The organism is Mesorhizobium sp. LSJC269B00 (genome assembly GCF_000502815.1).
In the GTDB taxonomy this organism is placed as follows: Bacteria; Pseudomonadota; Alphaproteobacteria; order Rhizobiales; family Rhizobiaceae; genus Mesorhizobium.
Window position 1 is genome coordinate 223,752 of the sequence record NZ_AYVN01000006.1, and the last position, 18,545, is coordinate 242,296.

An 18,545-nucleotide genomic window follows, 5' to 3' on the forward strand; every position below is an offset into this window, starting at 1 on the left:
GCCGCAATTCACGGACCGGACCGTCTGGCCAGACCGTCTGGGTTTGAACTGGCACAAAAGTTTCTCAAATCCGCGGGGGCGGAGACCGGGTATCAAAACCTGGCCAGAGGGGCTCGTCGGTGCGGCGCGGGATAGGAGTTCCTGCGTCCCGCACCGACGAGATTTTTTGCGTTTCCCAACGCTCGTTGCGCGGCCCATGGCGCCTGGGAAAGCTCCGCAAAAGTCAGGGATGGTCCCGTGACTGCTGAAGACCGCATCCGGGCCTTGCCCTGCTGGAACGGCAACATCGACATTGCGCCGCTGCCGGGCGGCCTCAGCAACGCCAATTATCTGGTCAAGGACGCAGCCGGGCGGCATGTCGTGCGCTTCGGCCAGGACTATCCATTTCACCACGTCTTTCGCGACCGCGAGGTGATGACGGCCCGGGCGGCGCACGCCGCAGGCTTCGCGCCGGCGGTCCGCCATTCCGAACCCGGCATCATGGTCACGGAATTCCTCGGCGCGAAAACCTATGTCGCCGAGGATGTGCGCGCCAATATCGGCCGCGTCGCAGCGCTTATGCGCGGGTTCCATCGCGAGATGCCCAATCACATCTCCGGCGCCGGCTTCATGTTCTGGGTCTTCCATGTCATCCGCGACTATGCGCGAACGCTGAGCGAAGGCGGCAGCCGCAAGCGCGACGAACTGCCCAGGCTGCTGGCTCTGGCCGACGAGTTGGAGCGGGCGCAGAAGCTGCTGCCGATCGTGTTCGGCCACAATGATCTTTTGCCGGCAAATATTCTCGACGATGGCGACAGGTTGTGGCTCATCGATTTCGAATATGCCGGTTTCAACACCGCGATGTTCGATCTTGCCGGCGTCGCCTCCAACGCCGAGATGAGCGACGCAGAGTCCTTCACTTTCCTCACGGCGTATTTCATGCGCGAACCGGATGAGGCGATCCGCCGCTCGCACGCCGCCATGCAATGCGCCTCGCTGCTGCGCGAGGCGATGTGGAGCATGGTTTCCGAACTTTACCTCGACGCGCCCGGCATCGACTACGTCGCCTACACCGCAGAGAACCTGACGCGGCTCGACGGGGCGCTGGACAATTACCGCACGAAGTACGGGACACAGTCATGACATTGCCTACACATGCCGGCATCGTCGTCATCGGCGGCGGCATTATCGGCTGTTCGACGGCCTATCACCTGGCACGCGACCACAAGGCCGATGTCGTGCTGCTGGAACAGGGGAAGCTGACCTCCGGTTCGACCTGGCACGCGGCCGGGCTGGTCGGCCAGCTGCGCTCGTCCGCCTCGATCACCCGCGTGCTCAAATATTCGGTCGAGCTCTACAAGGGACTGGAAGCCGAAACCGGGCTCGCTACCGGCTGGAAGATGACCGGGTGCCTCAGGCTTGCGACCAATGCCGACCGCTGGACCGAATATAAACGGCTGGCGACGACGGCCAGGAGCTTCGGCATGGACATGCAGTTGCTGTCGCCGAGGGAGGTCAAAAAGATGTGGCCGCTGCTGGAGACCGGCGACCTCGTCGGCGCCTCCTGGCTGCCGACCGATGGGCAGGCCAGCCCCTCCGACATCACGCAGTCGCTGGCCAAGGGCGCGCGCATGCATGGCGCCAAGCTGTTCGAGGACGTCCGCGTTACCGGCTTTGACATGACGGACGGGCACATCACCGCGGTGAAGACCAACAAGGGCGACATTGCTTGCGACAAGGTGGTGAACTGCGCCGGGCAATGGTCGCGCCAGGTCGGCGCGATGGCCGGCATTTGCGTGCCGCTGCAACCGGTCAAGCACCAGTACATCATCACCGAGAAGATCGACGGGCTGGCGACCGACGCGCCGACAATCCGCGATCCCGACCGCCGCACCTATTTCAAGGAAGAGGTCGGCGGGCTGGTGATGGGTGGCTATGAGCCGAACCCACAAGCCTGGGCGACCGGCCTGCCGGGCGGCGATGTCCCCGACGACTGGGAGTTCCGGCTGTTCGACGACGACTACGATCATTTCGAGCAGCATATGAGCCAGGCGATCGCGCGCGTGCCGGCGCTGGAGACGGTCGGCGTCAAGCAGATAATCAACGGGCCGGAGAGTTTTACGCCGGACGGCAATTTCATCCTCGGTGTCGCGCCCGAATGCGCCAACATGTTCGTCGGCGCCGGCTTCAACGCCTTCGGCATCGCTTCCGGCGGCGGCGCCGGCTGGGTGCTGGCGCAATGGGTTGTCGATGGTGAAGCGCCGCTCGACCTTTGGGTGGTCGACATCAGGCGCTTTTCCAATTTGCACCGCGACCGGCAATGGGTCAGCGATCGCACGCTGGAAGCCTATGGCAAGCATTACACGATCGGCTTTCCGCATGAGGAGTACGTCTCGGGCCGGCCGCGCATCGTCTCGCCGCTCTACGAGCGGCTGAAAGCGCACCGCGCGGTGTTCGGCTCCAAGCTCGGCTGGGAACGGCCGAACTGGTTCGCGCCCCAGGGCGCCAGACCCGAAGACATTTATTCCATGGGCCGGCAGAACTGGTTTGGCCCGGTCGGCGAGGAGCATCGCCATGTGCGCGAGAAAGTCGGCATCTTCGACCAGTCGTCCTTCGCCAAATACGAAATGACGGGTTCGGATGCGGCTAAGGCGCTGGACTGGATCTGCGCCAACGATGTCGCCAAGCCGGTGGGACGGCTGACCTACACGCAGCTTCTCAACACGCGCGGCGGCATCGAGGCCGATTTGACGGTGGCCAGGCTCGCCGAAGACAAATTCTACATCGTCACCGGCACCGGCTTCCGCACGCATGATCTCTCCTGGATCGGCGACCATGTCGGCAAGGGCCTCGACGTGACGTTGAAAGATGTCACCGAGGATTTCGGCACGCTGTCGCTGATGGGACCGCGCGCCCGCGATGTGCTTTCGGCCGTCACCGACGCGGATGTCTCAAATGCCGCCTTCCCATTCGGCCATGTCAGCGAGATCGCTATTGCCGGTCACACGGTGCGGGCGCTGCGCGTCACCTATGTCGGCGAGCTCGGCTGGGAATTGCATGTGCCAATCGCCGCCACCGGCGAAATCTTCGACACGCTGATGGCGGCAGGCAAGCCGCACGGCATCCGGCCGATCGGCTATCGGGCGCTGGAATCACTTCGGCTGGAGAAAGGCTACCGCGCCTGGGGCTCCGACATCACCCCCAACGACACGCCTCAGGAGGCCGGCCTCGGCTGGGCGGTGAAGCTGAGGAAGAACACCGATTTCGTCGGCCGGCGGGCGCTCGAAAAGATCAGCGGCGCCGACCTGAAGAAACGCTTTGCCGGCTTCACGGTCGACGATCCCGATATCGTGCTGGTCGGGCGCGAGACGATTTTGCGCAATGGCGAACCGGTCGGCTATCTCACCAGCGGCGGTTATGGCTACACGCTGGCTAAGAACATCGGCTATGGCTATGTCCGCAACGCCGATGGCGTCAGCGACGATTTTCTCAGCTCAGGCGACTATGAGCTGGTGGTGGCGATGGAACGGACGCCGGCCAAGATCCATCTCGAGCCGATGTACGATCCGGCGATGAGCAAGATCAAAGCGTAGACGAAACCTGGATTAGCTCACACGAAGCACGAGGCCGCGGCTGGGCACGGTATCCGACTCGCCCGGCATCGAGACATAGGGCGCCGTCTCCTCGGCGCGGACAACCCTGCCCTCAGCCTCGAGCGCAGCGATGCGTTCGGCGAAGCCGGCGTTCCACAGCGTGTTCTTGACCGTCAGCACGATGATGCCGTCCGGCCGGCAGATGCGGATCAGTTCGTCCAGTCCCTCGGCGCCGACATGCCCGGAGGTGAAAACGCCGGCCGAGACGATGCCGGCATAGGCATTGTCGGCAAAGGGGAGCGGCCCGCCGAGCGCCAGGCAATGCAGTGCCGAATAGACGCCCTTTGCCGCCGCCTTGGCCAGCATGCCTTGCGAAATATCGAGCGCTTCGACCTGGGGATAGCCGGTAATGGCCAGCCACTCGCTGATCAGCCCGGTGCCGGCCCCGGCGTCGAGAAGCGGGGCCGCGCCGCGCGGCAGATGCCGTGCGAGCAGGGCCAGGCAGATCGTCGGATGGCGGTAGCCGGCGGCCGACATATCGGCATCGTAGGTTTCCGACCAATTGTCATAGATCGCGGCGACGTCCTCGGGCCGTTGCGCTGAATAGGCGGCGCCAAGCCCGCCATGATCCTTGTTGCCCGCCATGGCTGTTTCTCCGCCAGCTCGCTGCTCACCCTCGATCGGGATGATAGCCAAACGGCGAAAACTGTGGAACCGTTGTCGCAAGAAATAACACGCCAGGGGCAACAGGCATGGGGACCGACGAGGCACGCGCAACACTTGCAGCGATTCCGGCATTGGCGGGCTACGACGGACCGCTGGAGCGGCTGGGCGGGATGACCAATCTCGTCTTTCGGGCCGGCGATATCTGCCTGCGTATCCCCGGCAAAGGCACCGAGGAGTATATCAACCGCGCCAATGAAGCGGTGGCGGCGCGTGAGGCGGCCAAAGCGGGCGTCAGCCCCGAAGTGCTGCATGTCGACCCCGCGACAGGCGTGCTGGCGAGCCGCTTCGTTGCCGGCGCCGTGACGATGTCGCCGGAAAAGTTCAAGCTGCGCGCCGGCAGCCCGGCCCGCGCCGGAGAAGCCTTCCGCAAGCTGCACACGTCCGGTGCGGTATTTCCGTTCCGCTTCGAGCTGTTTGCGATGATCGACGACTATCTCAAGGTCTTATCGACCAAGGAAGTCGCCTTGCCGCCGGGCTACCACGACGTGGTGCGCGAATCCGACACCGTGCGTGCGTCCCTTGCTGCCCATAGACTGCCGATTGCCGCCTGCCATTGCGATCCACTGTGCGAGAATTTTCTCGATACGGGCGAGCGGATGTGGATCATCGACTGGGAATATTCGGGGATGAACGACCCGCTCTGGGACCTCGGCGACCTCTCGGTCGAAGGCCGGTTCGACACCACGCAAGAGGAAGAGATGATGCGCGCCTATTTCGGCGGCGAGGCAAAACCGGCCGAGCGCGGCCGCGTCGTTATCTACAAGGCGATGTGCGACCTGTTGTGGACGCTGTGGGGGCTGATCCAGCTTGCCAACAACAACCCGGTCGAGGATTTCCGCGCCTATGCCGGCGGCCGCTTCGCCCGTTGCAAGGCGCTGATGGAAACGCCTGAGTTTTCACGGCATCTGGCGGCGGTGCGCCAAGGTTAGGTCAATTCACGCCTTTCGGCACGTTCTCCGGCGGCACGACTGTTTCGACCACCTTCTGGCGGTGGAAGATGAACAGGCCGGCGAGCACGACGATGGCCGAGCCGATCAGGATGCGCGGTCCCGGCACGTCGCCGAAGAAGGCCAGGCCGAAGATCACCGCCCATAGAAGCAGGCTGTAGTGCAGCGGCGCCAGCGTCGAGGCAGGGGCCAGTTTCAGCGCCCTGGTAATCATCAGATGCGCGCTGCAGGAGACGATGCCGAGCAGGAGCATGGCGCCGAAATCGAGTGCCGAGGGCGTCTGCCAGGCACCTATGGTCATCACGCCGCCGACCAGCAGCGTGCCGATAGTCTGCCAGGTGACCAGCGTTGTGTCGCTGGTGCCGCGCAGGCGGCGGCTGAGGATGATGGCGAAGGCGAAGGCAATGCTGCCGACCAGTGCGAACAGCGAGGACTGCGAGAACGCCGCCGAAGACGGCTTCAAGATGATCAGCACGCCGCAGAAGCCGACCAGGATGGCCGCCCAGCGGCGCCAGCCGACCTTTTCGCCGAGCAGGAAATGCGACAGCGCCGCCACATAGATCGGCCCCGCCATGTAGAAGCTCATCACATCGGCCAGCGGCAGATAGACGACGGCCGCGTAAAACAAGGCTGTGTCCACCGTGGTCGCCAGCACGCGCAGAATCTGGAGGACCGGCCGCTCCATCTGGAACAGTCTGCCGGCGCCCTGGTTGGCGATCATCGGGCCGAGCACGATGAAGGCGCCGATGGATCGGATCAGCACCACCTGGCCGACCGAGAAGCTGGCGACCAGCCATTTGCCCATCGCGTCGTTCAGCGCGAACATGAAGTCGCCGGCCAGCATCAAAAGGATGCCGGCCAGAAGCGCGTTCCTGATGGTAAAGGTGCGGACGAGCGACTGGGCCATGCGGCTCCCTAGCTGCAAGCGGCCGCTTTGACGAGGCAAATCGGTAAGACCAGCGGCGGAAATCGGCTGTTTCTACGCAGTTTTGTGCCGCCGGTTCACCTGTCCGGGACGGCCGACGATCGACAGCCGTGTCTCCTGCTTCGTGCGCTCGGCCACCACCTTGCCCCTGGCGACAACGCACAGCCGTTCGGCACGTAACCTCAAGGCTTCGATCGGATTGCCGGCATCGAGGATAACGAAGCTGGCGCGCTTGCCCACGGCAAGGCCGAGATGATCGAGGCCCATGATGGCGGCGTTGACGTTGGTGACCATGTCGAAGCAGCGTGCCATGTCGGCAGGGCTCGACATCTGAGCGACGTGAAGCCCCATGAAGGCGACGTCGAGCATGTCGGCGGTGCCGAGCGAATACCAGGGGTCGAGAACGCAATCCTGGCCCCAGCCGACGCGGATGCCGAGCGCCTGCATCTCCTTCACCCGGGTCATGCCGCGGCGTTTGGGAAACGTGTCGTGGCGGCCCTGCAGCATGATGTTGATCAGCGGATTGGGGATCGCCGAGACACCGGCCTCGGCGATCAGCGGCAGCAGCTTGGAGACGTAATAATTGTCCATCGAGTGCATCGAGGTGAGGTGCGAGCCGGCCACCTTGCCCTGCAGGCCAAGGCGCTGCGTCTCATAGGCAAGCTGCTCGATGTGGCGCGACAACGGATCGTCGGTCTCGTCGCAATGCAGGTCGACCATCAGCCCGCGATCTGCCGCGATTTCGCAAAGTTCGGTGACCGAGCGCGTGCCGTCGGCCATGGTGCGTTCGAAATGCGGGATGCCGCCGACGATGTCGACGCCCATGTCGAGCGCGCGCAGCGTGTTCTGGCGCGCCGTCGGCGAACGGTAGAAGCCATCCTGCGGGAAAGCGACCAGTTGCAGATCGATATAGGGCGCGACAATCTTCTTGACGTCGAGCAGCGCCTCGACCGCCAGCAGCCGGTCGTCGCAGACATCGACATGGGTACGGATGGCGAGCAGGCCCATCGAGACCGCCCAGTCGCAATAGGCGAGCGCCCGCTCGCGCACCGCGTCATGGGTCAAGAGCGGCTTCAGTTCGCCCCACAGCGAAATGCCTTCCAGCAGCGTGCCCGAAGCGTTGATGCGTGGAATGCCGTAGGACAGCGTGGCGTCCATATGGAAATGCGGATCGACGAAGGGCGGCGAGATCAGATTGCCACGGGCGTCGATCGCCGTGCCGGCGCTGACATGCAGTTCGGACTCGATGGCGACGATCGTCTCGCCGATGATGCCCAGGTCGGCGACGGTGCCGTCGGGCAGCGTTCCGCCGCGCACAACAAGGTCGAAATCCATCTGTCGTCATCTCCCCGCAGATCAGTCGCCGCAATCGTGGCGCAAAAGACACCGTGCCGCAGCCGATTGTCTCCGCGACAGCGAAAGGTTCCATCCGGCCACAACTCGCTCTATAAGCCGCCTTTCGCCCCGGTGGCGAATCCGAAATTCGTCAGTCAGGCATGGGATCGGCCATTTGTTTCGCTTCTTCCGTTCGACGGAAAACCAGCGCCTTATCGCAAGGCTTTTGCGGGAATCCTTTTACGCGCATAGATTTGGCTACGCTGCGGCCATTCTGTCGATGCTGGTGGTGGCGGCAACGACAGCAGCCAGCGCCTATATGCTGCGCGAAATCACCAATGAATTCGTGGTTTACAAGCGGATTGGGCAGGTCAATCTGATCGCGGCGGCGACCGGAGCGATTTTCATTCTCAAGGGCTTCGCAAACTTCATCCAGGCCTACTTCATGAGCAGGGTCGGCAATGCCATCATCGCCGACCGGCAGCGCAAGATCTATGACAGCATTCTTGCGCAAGGCATCGAATTCTATCATTCGACCTCTTCGTCCGAACTGATTTCGCGCATGACGAACAATGCCCAGGCCGCGCGCAGCGTGCTCGACCAAATCGTCACGTCCTATGTTCGCGACCTGGTGACGCTGGCTGCGCTGGTGGGGGTGATGGTCTGGCAGCAGCCGGCGCTGTCCCTGATCTGTCTGGTGATCGGGCCGATCGCCATTTACGGCGTCAATCGTATCCTGAAGCGCGTCCGAAAAATTGCCTCGCAAGAATTCCGTTCGCTCGGCCAGATCGTGCAGGTGATGCAGGAAACGGCGATCGGCGTGCGCGTCGTCAAATCCTTCGGTCTCGAAGGCGCCATGCGCAAGCGCATGTACAAGGCCGTGTCGGACGTGGAGAGCCGCGCCAACAACATCGCCACGCTGGAGGCCGCCACCAGCCCGGTGATGGAAACGCTTGCGGGGCTGGCCATCGCTGGCGCCGTTTTTGTCAGCGGCTTCCTGGTTCTGGGCGGCGGCGGTCAGATGCCGGGCAACATCATGGCGTTCATCGCGGCGCTGCTGTTGGCCTATGAGCCGGCCAAGCGCCTGGCCCGCGTACGCATCTCGCTTGAAACCGGCATTGTCGGCGTGCGCATGATGTTCCAGCTCGCCGACCGGCCGCTGACGCTGGCCGAAAAGCCGGATGCAAAGCCGCTGCGGGCCGGGCCGGGCGAGATCCATTTCGACAATGTCAGCTTCGCCTACCCCGAAAGCGCGCCGGTGTTCGAGGGACTGGACCTGACGCTTGCCGCAGGCAAGATGACGGCGCTGGTCGGACCCTCGGGCAGCGGCAAGTCGACCATCCTCAACCTGATCATGCGCATGTACGACCCGCAGGTCGGCAGGGTGATGTTCGACGGGCAGGACATTTCTTGTGCCACGCTCACCTCGGTCAGGGAAAAGATCGCCTATGTCAGCCAGGACACGTTCCTGTTTGCCGGCACGATCATGCACAACATCAGGCTCGGGCGCGAGGGCGCCACGGACGAGGAAGTAATGGCCGCCGCAAGGGCCGCCAATGCACATGACTTCATCAGCGCCCAGGCGAAAGGGTACGACACGGATGTCGGCGAGAATGGCGCGCTGCTGTCAGGCGGCCAGCGCCAGCGCATCTCGATCGCGCGCGCCATGCTGCGCAATGCCGAAATCCTGCTGCTAGACGAGGCGACCAGCGCGCTCGACGCCGAATCCGAGGCGCTTTTCCGCGACGCGCTGCAGCAGCTGACGGTCGGGCGCACCACCATCGTCATTGCCCACCGCCTGTCGACCGTGCACCAGGCCGACACGATCGTGGTGCTGGAGGCCGGCAAGGTGGTGGAAAGCGGCGCGCATCGCACGCTGCTCAACCAAGGCGGGCTGTATCAGAAGCTTTATGAATATCAGTTGATGCCATAACGGAGTGCGAGTATGCGCGCTGCTCGGTTCATGTCCTTTCTACGATCCGTCTTGTTGGGCACCTTTGCCGCGCAATCTCCTGCCATGGCTCTCGACTACGACAAGGCGCATCACCTCGACGCGGAGAACCTCGCCGAACAAGGAATCGCAAAGACCTACCAAGAAGTTTTGCCCGAGCTTCGGCAATATGTGAAAGACCCAATCGCAATCGAGGAAAGCGTAGACATGTACGCTTCACGATATGCCGTGCGCTCGGCTGGCCAGGAGTTCGTGATATACGCCCCGGTTAGTGTGGGCAGCGAAGACAAAAGCTGGGGCACGGCCACTTATGTCTTCTTCAAAATCATCAATGACCAACTCACCCATTCGGGCGTGCGATACTACGCGCTCAACGGTGGAAACGACCTGTTCGGCATCTTCTTGACACCATCACAGGCGGAAGACGCAAAGCGATCGCTGCCAACCCGCACGGATTGGCCCTATCTTCCCGATCCGAAATCGCCTTGGTACGGCCAGTACCACTAGCCGGGCTGGATCACTCCGGCACGTGCCGCACCGCGCCCTTGTCGGCGCTGGTGGCGAAGGCGGCGTAAGCGCGCAGCGCGGTCGTCACCTTGCGCTTGCGCTTTTCCTCGGGCTTCCAGGCCATGGCGCCCTTTGCCTCCATGGCCGCGCGGCGCGCGTCGAGTTCAGCGTCGCTGACAGCAAGCCGGATCGTGCGGTTGGGGATGTCGATCTCGATCGTATCGCCTTCCTGCACCAGTCCGATCGTGCCGCCTTCCGCTGCTTCGGGCGAGGCATGGCCGATCGACAGGCCTGATGTGCCGCCGGAGAAGCGGCCGTCGGTGACCAGCGCGCAGGCTTTGCCGAGGCCTTTCGACTTCAGATAGCTCGTGGGGTAGAGCATTTCCTGCATGCCGGGGCCGCCACGCGGCCCTTCATAGCGGATGACGACGACATCGCCGGCCTTGATCTCGTTGGACAGGATCGCTTTGACGGAAGCGTCCTGGCTTTCGAACACGCGGGCCGGGCCGGTGAACTTCAGGATCGACTCGTCGACCCCGGCGGTCTTCACGATGCAGCCGTCGAGCGCGAGATTGCCTTTCAGAACCGCAAGCCCGCCGTCTCTGGAGAACGGCGTTTCGGCCGAACGGATGACGCCCTTCTCGCGGTCGAGGTCGAGCTCGGCCCAGCGGCGGTCCTGGCTGAAGGCGAGCTGTGTCGGCACGCCACCCGGAGCGGCGAGAAAGAAGTCGCGGACGCTCTGGCTTGAGGTGCGGGAAATGTCCCAATGGTCGAGCGCTTCGCCAAGGCTCGCCGTATGCACCGTCGGCAGGTCGCGGTTGAGCAGTCCGGCATTGTCGAGTTGGCCAAGGATGGCCATGATGCCGCCGGCACGATGGACATCTTCCATATGCACGTCGGACTTGGCCGGTGCGACCTTGCACAGCACCGGAACGCGGCGTGACAGCCGGTCGATGTCTTCCATGGTGAAGTCGACCTCGCCCTCATGGGCGGCGGCCAGGATATGCAGCACGGTGTTGGTCGAGCCGCCCATGGCGATATCGAGCGTCATGGCGTTCTCGAAGGCGCCTTTGGAGGCGATGCTGCGCGGCAGTGCCGACTCATCATCCTGCTCGTAGTAGCGCTGGGCGAGATCGACGATGAGATGGCCGGCCTCGACGAACAGCCGCTTGCGGTCGGCGTGGGTTGCGAGGGTCGAGCCATTGCCGGGTAGCGACAGGCCGAGCGCCTCGGTCAGGCAATTCATCGAATTGGCGGTGAACATGCCGGAGCACGAGCCGCAGGTCGGGCAGGCCGAGCGTTCGATGACCTTGACGTCCTCGTCGGAGATCTTGTCGTCGGCGGCGGCAACCATGGCGTCGACCAGGTCGAGCGCTTGTGTCTTGCCGGCGAGCACCACCTTGCCGGCTTCCATCGGCCCCCCGGAGACGAAGACGCTTGGGATATTGAGGCGCAAGGAGGCCATCAGCATGCCGGGCGTGATCTTGTCGCAATTGGAGATGCAGACCATGGCATCGGCGCAATGCGCGTTGACCATGTATTCGACCGAGTCCGCGATCAGCTCGCGCGACGGCAGCGAATAGAGCATGCCGTCATGGCCCATGGCGATGCCGTCATCGACGGCGATGGTGTTGAATTCCTTGGCGACGCCGCCGGCCTTCTCGATCTCGCGCGCCACCAACTGGCCAAGGTCTTTCAGATGGACATGACCCGGCACGAACTGGGTGAAGGAATTGACCACCGCGATGATCGGCTTGCCGAAATCCGAGTCCTTCATGCCGGTGGCGCGCCACAGGCCGCGGGCGCCGGCCATGTTGCGGCCGTGGGTGGTGGTGCGGGAGCGATAGGCAGGCATGAATTTTCCTTGGCTGGCTGGCTGCGCTCAACGCGGAGCGTGGCGGCGCTGGATTTGGATCGCAGGGTTTATAGACCGGCAAGTATGGTCTGGCCACATTTTTGCAATGCGCCAGAGTCTCGCTGAAATCAGGGTTTCGAAAAAGATTGCCGGCCAGTGTCGGATCGCTAGCCCGGCATCCGTCCTTGGGACGACGGCAAGGAATGGCACCATTTCAATAAGTCAGCAGCTTCACCTGTAACCGCAACCAAACACCCGAGGAGCATGACATGCAAAAGATCACCACCTGCCTGTGGTTCGATGGCCAGGCCGAAGAGGCGATGAATTTCTACGTCTCCATCTTCAAGAACTCGAAGGTGCTGAGCGTGCTGCGTTGGCCCGAAGGCCAAGCCGATGCCGGCAAGGCGCTGGTGACCACGTTCGAACTCGACGGCGTGCAGTTCCAGGCACTCAACGGCGGACCGCAATTCAAGTTCAACGAGGCGATGTCACAGTCGATCGACTGCAAGACCCAGGAAGAGGTCGATTATTTCTGGGACAAGCTCATCGAAGGCGGCGGCGAACCGTCGCAATGCAGCTGGCTGAAGGACAAGTTCGGCGTCTCCTGGCAAGTCGTGCCGGAGCAACTGCCGCGCCTGCTTCTGGATCCGGATCGGGCCAAGGCCGGGCGGGTGATGTCGGCGATGATGCAGATGAGCAAGATCGATATCGCCAAGATCGAGGAAGCTGCCAAAGGCTGAGTGAAGCCCTCAACGCCTCGCTGCCCCTCATCCGCGCTTCGGGCACCTTCTCCCAGTGAACGGGGAGAAGGCAAGATGGCGCCTTACGCCGCCTTGTCGCGGACCTGGTAGTCCTTGACGGTTGCGAAGCGGATCGCCTTCCAGCGTTCGGCTTCGTAGTTCAGCGAGAAGGCGTGCTGGGCGAGAAACACAGGGTCGTTGTCGAGGTCGCGGGCGATGTCGCCGCGATGCGCCTCAATGAAGCGAAGCGTTTCGGCCCTATCGTCGGCAGAGATCCAGCGGCAGACCGAGAAGCGCGACATTTCGAATTCGACCGGCAGCGTGTATTCGAAATTCAGCCTTTCCTTCAAGACGTCGAGCTGCAGCGCGCCGACAACGCCGACGATGGCCGGCGAGCCGTCTTCCGGCGAAAACAGCTGCACGACGCCTTCCTCGGCCATCTGGTGCAGCGCTTCCTTGAGTTTTTTCGCCTTCATCGCGTCGCCGAGGCGCACACGGCGCAGGATTTCCGGCGCGAAGTTGGGTACGCCGCGGAACAGTATCTCCTCGCCTTCGGTCAGCGTATCGCCGATACGCAGCGTGCCGTGGTTGGGAATGCCGACGACATCGCCGGCAAACGCTTCGTCGGCGGTGACGCGGGTGCGGGCAAAGAAGAACTGCGGCGCCGACAGGCTCATCGGCTTGCCGGTGCGCACCAGCTTGGCCTTCATGCCGCGCTCGAGCTTGCCCGAACAGACGCGCACGAAGGCGATGCGGTCGCGATGGTTGGGGTCCATATTGGCCTGGATCTTGAACACGAAGGACGTCATCTTCTCCTCCGTCGCCTCGACCTTGCGGGTGTCTGCGTCCTGCGCACGCGGCGGCGGCCCGAAGGCGCCGAGCGCCTCGATCAGGTCGCGCACGCCGTAATTGCGCAGCGCCGAGCCGAAATAGACCGGTGTCAGATGGCCTTCGCGGAAGGCGTCGATGTCGAGCGGGCGGCAAGCTTCGCGCGCGAGCTCCAGCTCCTCGATGAAGGCCTCGCGCTCGTTTTCCGGCAGCAGGCCGGCGACGCGGTTGGAGTCGGGGCCGTTGACCGGCGTGCGGTCTTTCTCGGCATCGCCCCTGCGCACAGCGTTGAGCGCCAGGTGGTAGGTGCCGGCAAAAGTCTTGCCGCGGCCGATCGGCCAGGTGATGGGGGCAGTGTCCAGCGCCAACTTCTGCTCGATCTCGTCGAGAATTTCGAACGGGTCGCGGCTTTCGCGGTCCATCTTGTTGATGAAGGTGATGATCGGGATGTCGCGCAGCCGGCAGACTTCGAACAGTTTCAGCGTGCGCGGCTCGATGCCCTTGGCGGCGTCGATGACCATGACGGCGCTATCGACCGCCGACAGGGTGCGGTAGGTGTCGTCGGCAAAATCCTCGTGGCCGGGCGTATCGAGCAGGTTGAAGACATTGTCCTCATATTCGAAGGTCATCACCGAGGTGACGACCGAAATGCCGCGCTCGCGCTCGATCTTCATCCAGTCGGACCGGGTCTGGATGCGATCCTTCTTGGCCTTGACCTCGCCGGCAAGCTGGATGGCGCCGCCGAACAGCAGCAGCTTTTCGGTGAGCGTCGTCTTTCCGGCGTCGGGGTGGGCGATGATCGCGAAAGTGCGGCGGCGCGATACCGCCTGTTCGATGTCTTCAGCCAATTTCTGGAATCCTGTCTGTGGCGCGGGCTTCTAGCAGCGCATTGCTGGCCTGTCGACAGTTTCGGGCCGGCAGGCCGACCACACTTGAGCTTGAATCGTTACGGTGGCATCAGAGGAGCCCATTCTGAGAGGTCCGGTATGAGCAGCGCTAAAGAAGTCATCGTCATTGGCGCCGGCATTATCGGGGCGTCCATCGCCTGGCACCTGACCAAGGCCGGGGCGCGGGTGACTGTGATTTCCGATAGTGGTGCCGGCGGCGTCGCCACGCCAAACTCCTTTGCCTGGATCAACGCCAGCTGGGGCAATCCCGAAATCTATTTCCGGCTGCGCATCCGTGCGATGGCCGAATGGAAGCGGCTGGCAAACGAGCTGCCCGGCCTGCCGCTCGCCTGGTGCGGCGGGCTGTGCTGGGATCTGCCGGCCGACCGGCTCGAAGCCTACGCGGCTGAGCACGCTTCCTGGGGTTACGGCATCGAACGCGTCGACGCCGGGCGGGCAGCGCAAATCGAGCCCAATCTCGTCGAGCCGCCGGAATTCGCTGTCTATGTCGCGGAAGAAGGCGTGGCCGAACCGGTCGCAGCGGCCAAGGCGCTGCTGGCCGACGCAGAACGGCAAGGTGCGCGCGTTCTCTCCAGTTCTGTAACCGCACTTGTCCAGACCGATGGCAGGATTGCCGGTGTCGATACATCGCATGGGCTGATGCCAGCCGAAGAGGTGGTGATCGCAGCCGGTGTCGGGGCGCCCGATATTGCCGCTACCGCCGGCATCAAGCTGCCGATCGAGACGCCGCCCGGTCTGATCGTCCACTCGCAGCCCTACAAGAAGCTCCTCACCGGGCTGGTGCATGCCGAGAGGCTGCATATGCGCCAGACGGCGGAGGGCCGCATCATCGCCGGCTCGGATTTCGCGGGGAGCGATCCCGGTGAGAATCCCGACGCCACGGCGCGCGAGCTGTTTGCAGCAATGAAGGCGGCTTTGCGCGGCGCCGACGAACTGGAATTCGATTTCCACACGGTTGGCTACCGGCCGACGCCGATCGACGGCTTTCCGATCATCGGCCGCGCCGAGGGCGCCGACGGCCTCTATGTCGCCGTCATGCATTCCGGCATCACGCTGGCGCCCGCGGTCGGGCTGTTCGCCACGCGCGAAATTCTCGACGGCGAGCGTGATCCGCTGCTGACGCCTTATGGGTTGGGTCGGTTTGCTCAGTAGCCCGGCGGACGCTTGAAGCCGCCGGTCAGCGCTTCGATCGCCTTGGCGATGCCGAGCAGCCGCGATTCCGACCAGCGCTTGCCGACCAGTTGCAGGCCGATAGGCAGGCCGTCGCGGTCTTGCCCGCAGGGCAGCGAGAGTGCCGGATGGCCGGAATAATTGAAGACCGCGCCATAGGCCGGTAGCATCCAATAGCTTTGCTCCTTGCCGTCGACTTCGATCGGCGTGCCGGGCTCACAATGCGCGAAGGCCGTGGTCATGGCGACCGGGCACAGCAAGGCATCGCAGGTTTCGAAGAACCTGTCCCAGGCCAGGATCGAGCGGTCGCGGCGAGCGAGCGCCTCGAACCAATTGGTGATCGGCGTTGGCTGCTCCGGCGGTTCGGGCTGCGCTGCCTCCAGCATCATGCCGATCAGATCGCCGCCCTGCTCCAGATCGTCATGCAGATCGATCTCAGGCAAGTTCGCTTCTTCCACAATCACCCCTGCTGATTGCAAGCGCTTGGCCAGGCTTTCGACCGCGGCAGCGATTTTACCAGCCACCGGAAAGCCGGGGAAGGACGGCGCGACGGCGATGCGCAATGTCTTGAGGTCGAGCCTGGGCATGGCCTCTACGGGCACCGGCGCGAGGTCGGTGTCTGCTCCGTCCGGGCCGGCGATGATTTTGTAGATCAGCGCAAGATCGTCCACGCTGCGCGCCAGCGGGCCGAGGCAGGACATCAACCGCACGCTTCGCGCCTCGCCGTTCGGATCGGGGAAGGCGCCGGCCAGCGACACGCGATGCTCGGTCGGTTTCAACCCGTAGACACCGCAAAAAGCCGACGGCAGGCGGATCGAATCCTGCATGTCGGTTCCCACATCGAACGGCGTCATGCCGGTCGCCACCGCTGCCGCGGCGCCACCGCTGGACCCGCATGACGTGCGCGAGCGGTTCCACGGATTGCTGGTGCGACCGAACAGCGGATTGTCCGACTGCCAGTCGCCCAGCATGGTCGCGACATTGGTCTTTCCAATCAGGATGCCGCCTGCGGCTTTCAATCGGGAGACGACCGGGCTGTCCGATTTTGCCGTATGGTTGGCGAAAGGCGGGAAACCGACCGTGGTCTCCATGTCGGCCGTTTCGTGCGTATCCTTCAGGGTGAAGGGCACGCCATGCAGCGGGCCGAGCGCATCGCCATGCGCCAATGCCACGTCGGCGTTTTCAGCGCGCTCACGGGCGCCTTCGCGGTCGAGATTGACGATGGCGTTGACGGCCTCGTTGTGTCGGTCGATTTGGACCAGATGGGCGTCCAGAGCTTCGACGGCGGAGATCTTTCGCGCCGCGATTGCGGCGGCGAGATCGATGGTCGAGGAAAAGGCGAGGTCCATGATTGCTCCGGCTGCTGCCAAACGTATCGCGGTTTAAAACCAAGTTCAGCATTCGGAGATCATCGGCGCTTGATCAAAATTGCGCTTGCCGGTCGGTTGAGGTTGGCGCTCTACGGCGCCCCCTCTGTCCTGCCGGACATCTCCCCCACTTTGGCATAGGCGCTAAGATAGGTATTGCCCTGCGGAATCGGGTGTGATTCTACACTGCGATGACACACGAATCGCTNGCGTATCGTCGGGCAAAGTGACATCCGGCACGAAACCGCATAGGCGCTAAGATAGGTATTGCCCTGCGGAATCGGGTGTGATTCTACACTGCGATGACACACGAATCGCTTGTTGATGACGGCTGGGCCGAGACGATTGAGCTTCTGGGCGGCGAAGAGTTGATCGCAGGAAGTGCCCGCGAGACGAAGGCGTTCCTGCGCCCGCGGGGCGTCAGGTCGGCGAGCGATCTGTTGCGCCTGACACTGGCTTACTGCCTTGGCAAGGTTGGCATGCGGGGCGTCGTGGCCTGGGCGGCGGCGAGCGGGATTGCCGACATTTCGGACGTGGCGTTGCTTGGCCGGCTGCGCAANCACACGAATCGCTTGTTGATGACGGCTGGGCCGAGACGATTGAGCTTCTGGGCGGCGAAGAGTTGATCGCAGCAAGTGCCCGCGAGACGAAGGCGTTCCTGCGCCCGCGCGGCGTCAGGTCGGCGAGCGACCTGTTGCGCCTGACACTGGCTTACTGCCTTGGCAAGGTTGGCATGCGAGGCGTCGTGGCCTGGGCGGCGGCGAGCGGGATTGCCGACATTTCGGACGTGGCGTTGCTTGGCCGGCTGCGCAATGCAGGACCATGGCTGCAGCAGTTGATTGGGCACCTTTTGAAGCGCGAGGATGCAGGTTTGGCCAAAGGCCGACTGGTTCGCATCCTCGATGCGACAGCGGTTGCCAAGGCCGGTGCGTATGAGAAGAAGAACAATGGTCTTTGGCGCATGCACTGCGCCTTCGAGCTTGAGCGCGAGCAGTTCGACTTCATCGAGATCACCGATCAGAGCGAGGCCGAGTTGATCGACCGCGTGCCGGTGGTGCCGGGCGAGATCCGCATCGGTGACCGCGCCTATCTGCAGGCCGAGCGGATCGCCAAGGTGATGGCGCAAGGCGGCGATGTTGTTGTGCGCGCGTCGTGGAAAAACGCGCGATGGCTCGACGCCAACGGCAGGGCGTTCGATCTCATCGGCTACCTGGAGAGCTGCCGGGAGGAAGTCTGCGAAACGCCTGCCCGGCTGGCACTCAAGAAGGGCGAGCCTGTGAAGATGCGCCTGATCGCCTTGCGCAAATCCGAGGCCGCGGCACAAGAAGCGCGGCGCAAAATCAACAAGGAAGCCANAGATGCGCCTGATCGCCTTGCGCAAATCCGAGGCCGCGGCACAAGAAGCGCGGCGCAAAATCAACAAGGAAGCCAGGGCCAAGGGCAACAAGGTTCAACCGCAGACGCTGATTGCGGCCGGCTTCGTCCTGCTTGTGACCTCGCTTGACCGGGAGGAGTTTCCCGCCGATACGGTCCTCAAGCTCTACCGCATGCGCTGGCGCATCGAGCTCGCCTTCAAGCGCCTGAAGAGCCTGATCGGGCTGCGCTCTCCTCCCGCCAAAGACCCAAGGATCGCAAAGCCTTGGATCCTTGCACACTTCCTCATCGCGCTTGTGACCGAACCCCTCTCGCAGGAGTTGGGTGTCTCTCCCCCTTG

General features: G+C 63.4%; 14 protein-coding genes. 8 read left to right on the forward strand and 6 right to left on the reverse strand.

The window, feature by feature from the left end; all coding sequences use genetic code 11:
• Nucleotides 1-237: 237 nt before the first annotated feature.
• Nucleotides 238-1,122 carry a phosphotransferase family protein gene (locus tag X771_RS146875; protein ID WP_023688805.1) on the forward strand — a complete coding sequence of 295 codons (885 nt, stop codon included), beginning with the start codon at nt 238-240 and terminating at the stop codon, nt 1,120-1,122.
• Nucleotides 1,119-3,572 (forward strand): FAD-dependent oxidoreductase, encoded by a 2,454-nt coding sequence (locus X771_RS146870; RefSeq protein ID WP_023688806.1) that lies wholly within the window; start codon nt 1,119-1,121, stop codon nt 3,570-3,572. The genes X771_RS146875 and X771_RS146870 overlap by 4 nt, the downstream gene beginning before the upstream one ends.
• 12 nt (nt 3,573-3,584) lie before the next feature.
• On the opposite strand, the gene X771_RS146865 is transcribed toward X771_RS146870, so the two are convergent.
• Complete coding sequence (locus X771_RS146865; RefSeq protein WP_023688807.1) at nt 3,585-4,217, reverse strand: class I SAM-dependent methyltransferase; 633 nt, start codon at nt 4,215-4,217, stop codon at nt 3,585-3,587.
• A gap of 107 nt (nt 4,218-4,324) precedes the next feature.
• Between X771_RS146865 and X771_RS146860 the strand changes: the two genes are divergently transcribed.
• Entirely contained in the window at nt 4,325-5,227 is a 903-nt protein-coding gene (locus X771_RS146860) for a phosphotransferase family protein (protein ID WP_023688808.1), read from the forward strand.
• A 1-nt stretch (nt 5,228) separates the two neighbouring features.
• Here X771_RS146860 and X771_RS146855 read toward each other — a convergent pair whose 3' ends face one another.
• Together X771_RS146855 and X771_RS146850 are read right to left on the reverse strand one after the other, a co-directional pair.
• Nucleotides 5,229-6,152, reverse strand: a complete 924-nt coding sequence (locus X771_RS146855) for a DMT family transporter (protein WP_023688809.1) — start codon at nt 6,150-6,152, stop codon at nt 5,229-5,231.
• 72 nt (nt 6,153-6,224) lie between these two features.
• Nucleotides 6,225-7,505 (reverse strand): amidohydrolase family protein, encoded by a 1,281-nt coding sequence (locus X771_RS146850; RefSeq protein ID WP_023688810.1) that lies wholly within the window; start codon nt 7,503-7,505, stop codon nt 6,225-6,227.
• A 175-nt stretch (nt 7,506-7,680) separates the two neighbouring features.
• Here X771_RS146850 and X771_RS146845 point away from each other — a divergent pair, with 175 nt between their 5' ends.
• Together X771_RS146845 and X771_RS146840 are read left to right on the forward strand one after the other, a co-directional pair.
• On the forward strand, nt 7,681-9,438 hold the full coding sequence (locus tag X771_RS146845; protein ID WP_023688811.1) for an ABC transporter ATP-binding protein: 1,758 nt from the start codon (nt 7,681-7,683) through the stop codon (nt 9,436-9,438).
• A gap of 54 nt (nt 9,439-9,492) precedes the next feature.
• Nucleotides 9,493-9,963: a hypothetical protein gene (locus X771_RS146840; RefSeq protein WP_156936007.1), complete on the forward strand. Its 471-nt coding sequence runs from the start codon at nt 9,493-9,495 to the stop codon at nt 9,961-9,963.
• 10 nt (nt 9,964-9,973) lie between these two features.
• On the opposite strand, the gene ilvD is transcribed toward X771_RS146840, so the two are convergent.
• Entirely contained in the window at nt 9,974-11,818 is a 1,845-nt protein-coding gene (gene ilvD, locus X771_RS146835; RefSeq protein ID WP_023688813.1) for a dihydroxy-acid dehydratase, read from the reverse strand.
• Between the two features lie 269 nt (nt 11,819-12,087).
• Here ilvD and X771_RS146830 point away from each other — a divergent pair, with 269 nt between their 5' ends.
• Complete coding sequence (locus tag X771_RS146830; protein ID WP_023688814.1) at nt 12,088-12,558, forward strand: VOC family protein; 471 nt, start codon at nt 12,088-12,090, stop codon at nt 12,556-12,558.
• 83 nt (nt 12,559-12,641) lie between these two features.
• Here the strand turns inward: X771_RS146830 and X771_RS146825 are convergent, their stop codons facing one another.
• Complete coding sequence (locus tag X771_RS146825; RefSeq protein WP_023688815.1) at nt 12,642-14,234, reverse strand: peptide chain release factor 3; 1,593 nt, start codon at nt 14,232-14,234, stop codon at nt 12,642-12,644.
• 138 nt (nt 14,235-14,372) lie between these two features.
• Here X771_RS146825 and X771_RS146820 point away from each other — a divergent pair, with 138 nt between their 5' ends.
• Entirely contained in the window at nt 14,373-15,446 is a 1,074-nt protein-coding gene (locus X771_RS146820) for an FAD-binding oxidoreductase (RefSeq protein WP_023688816.1), read from the forward strand.
• On the opposite strand, the gene X771_RS146815 is transcribed toward X771_RS146820, so the two are convergent.
• Nucleotides 15,440-16,813, reverse strand: coding sequence for an amidase (locus X771_RS146815; RefSeq protein ID WP_023688817.1), 1,374 nt, complete (start codon nt 16,811-16,813; stop codon nt 15,440-15,442). The genes X771_RS146820 and X771_RS146815 overlap by 7 nt on opposite strands.
• Before the next feature lie 1,376 nt (nt 16,814-18,189).
• Between X771_RS146815 and X771_RS1000000168215 the strand changes: the two genes are divergently transcribed.
• A partial coding sequence (locus X771_RS1000000168215) for a transposase (RefSeq protein ID WP_081727405.1) occupies nt 18,190-18,545 on the forward strand: 356 nt, incomplete at its 3' end.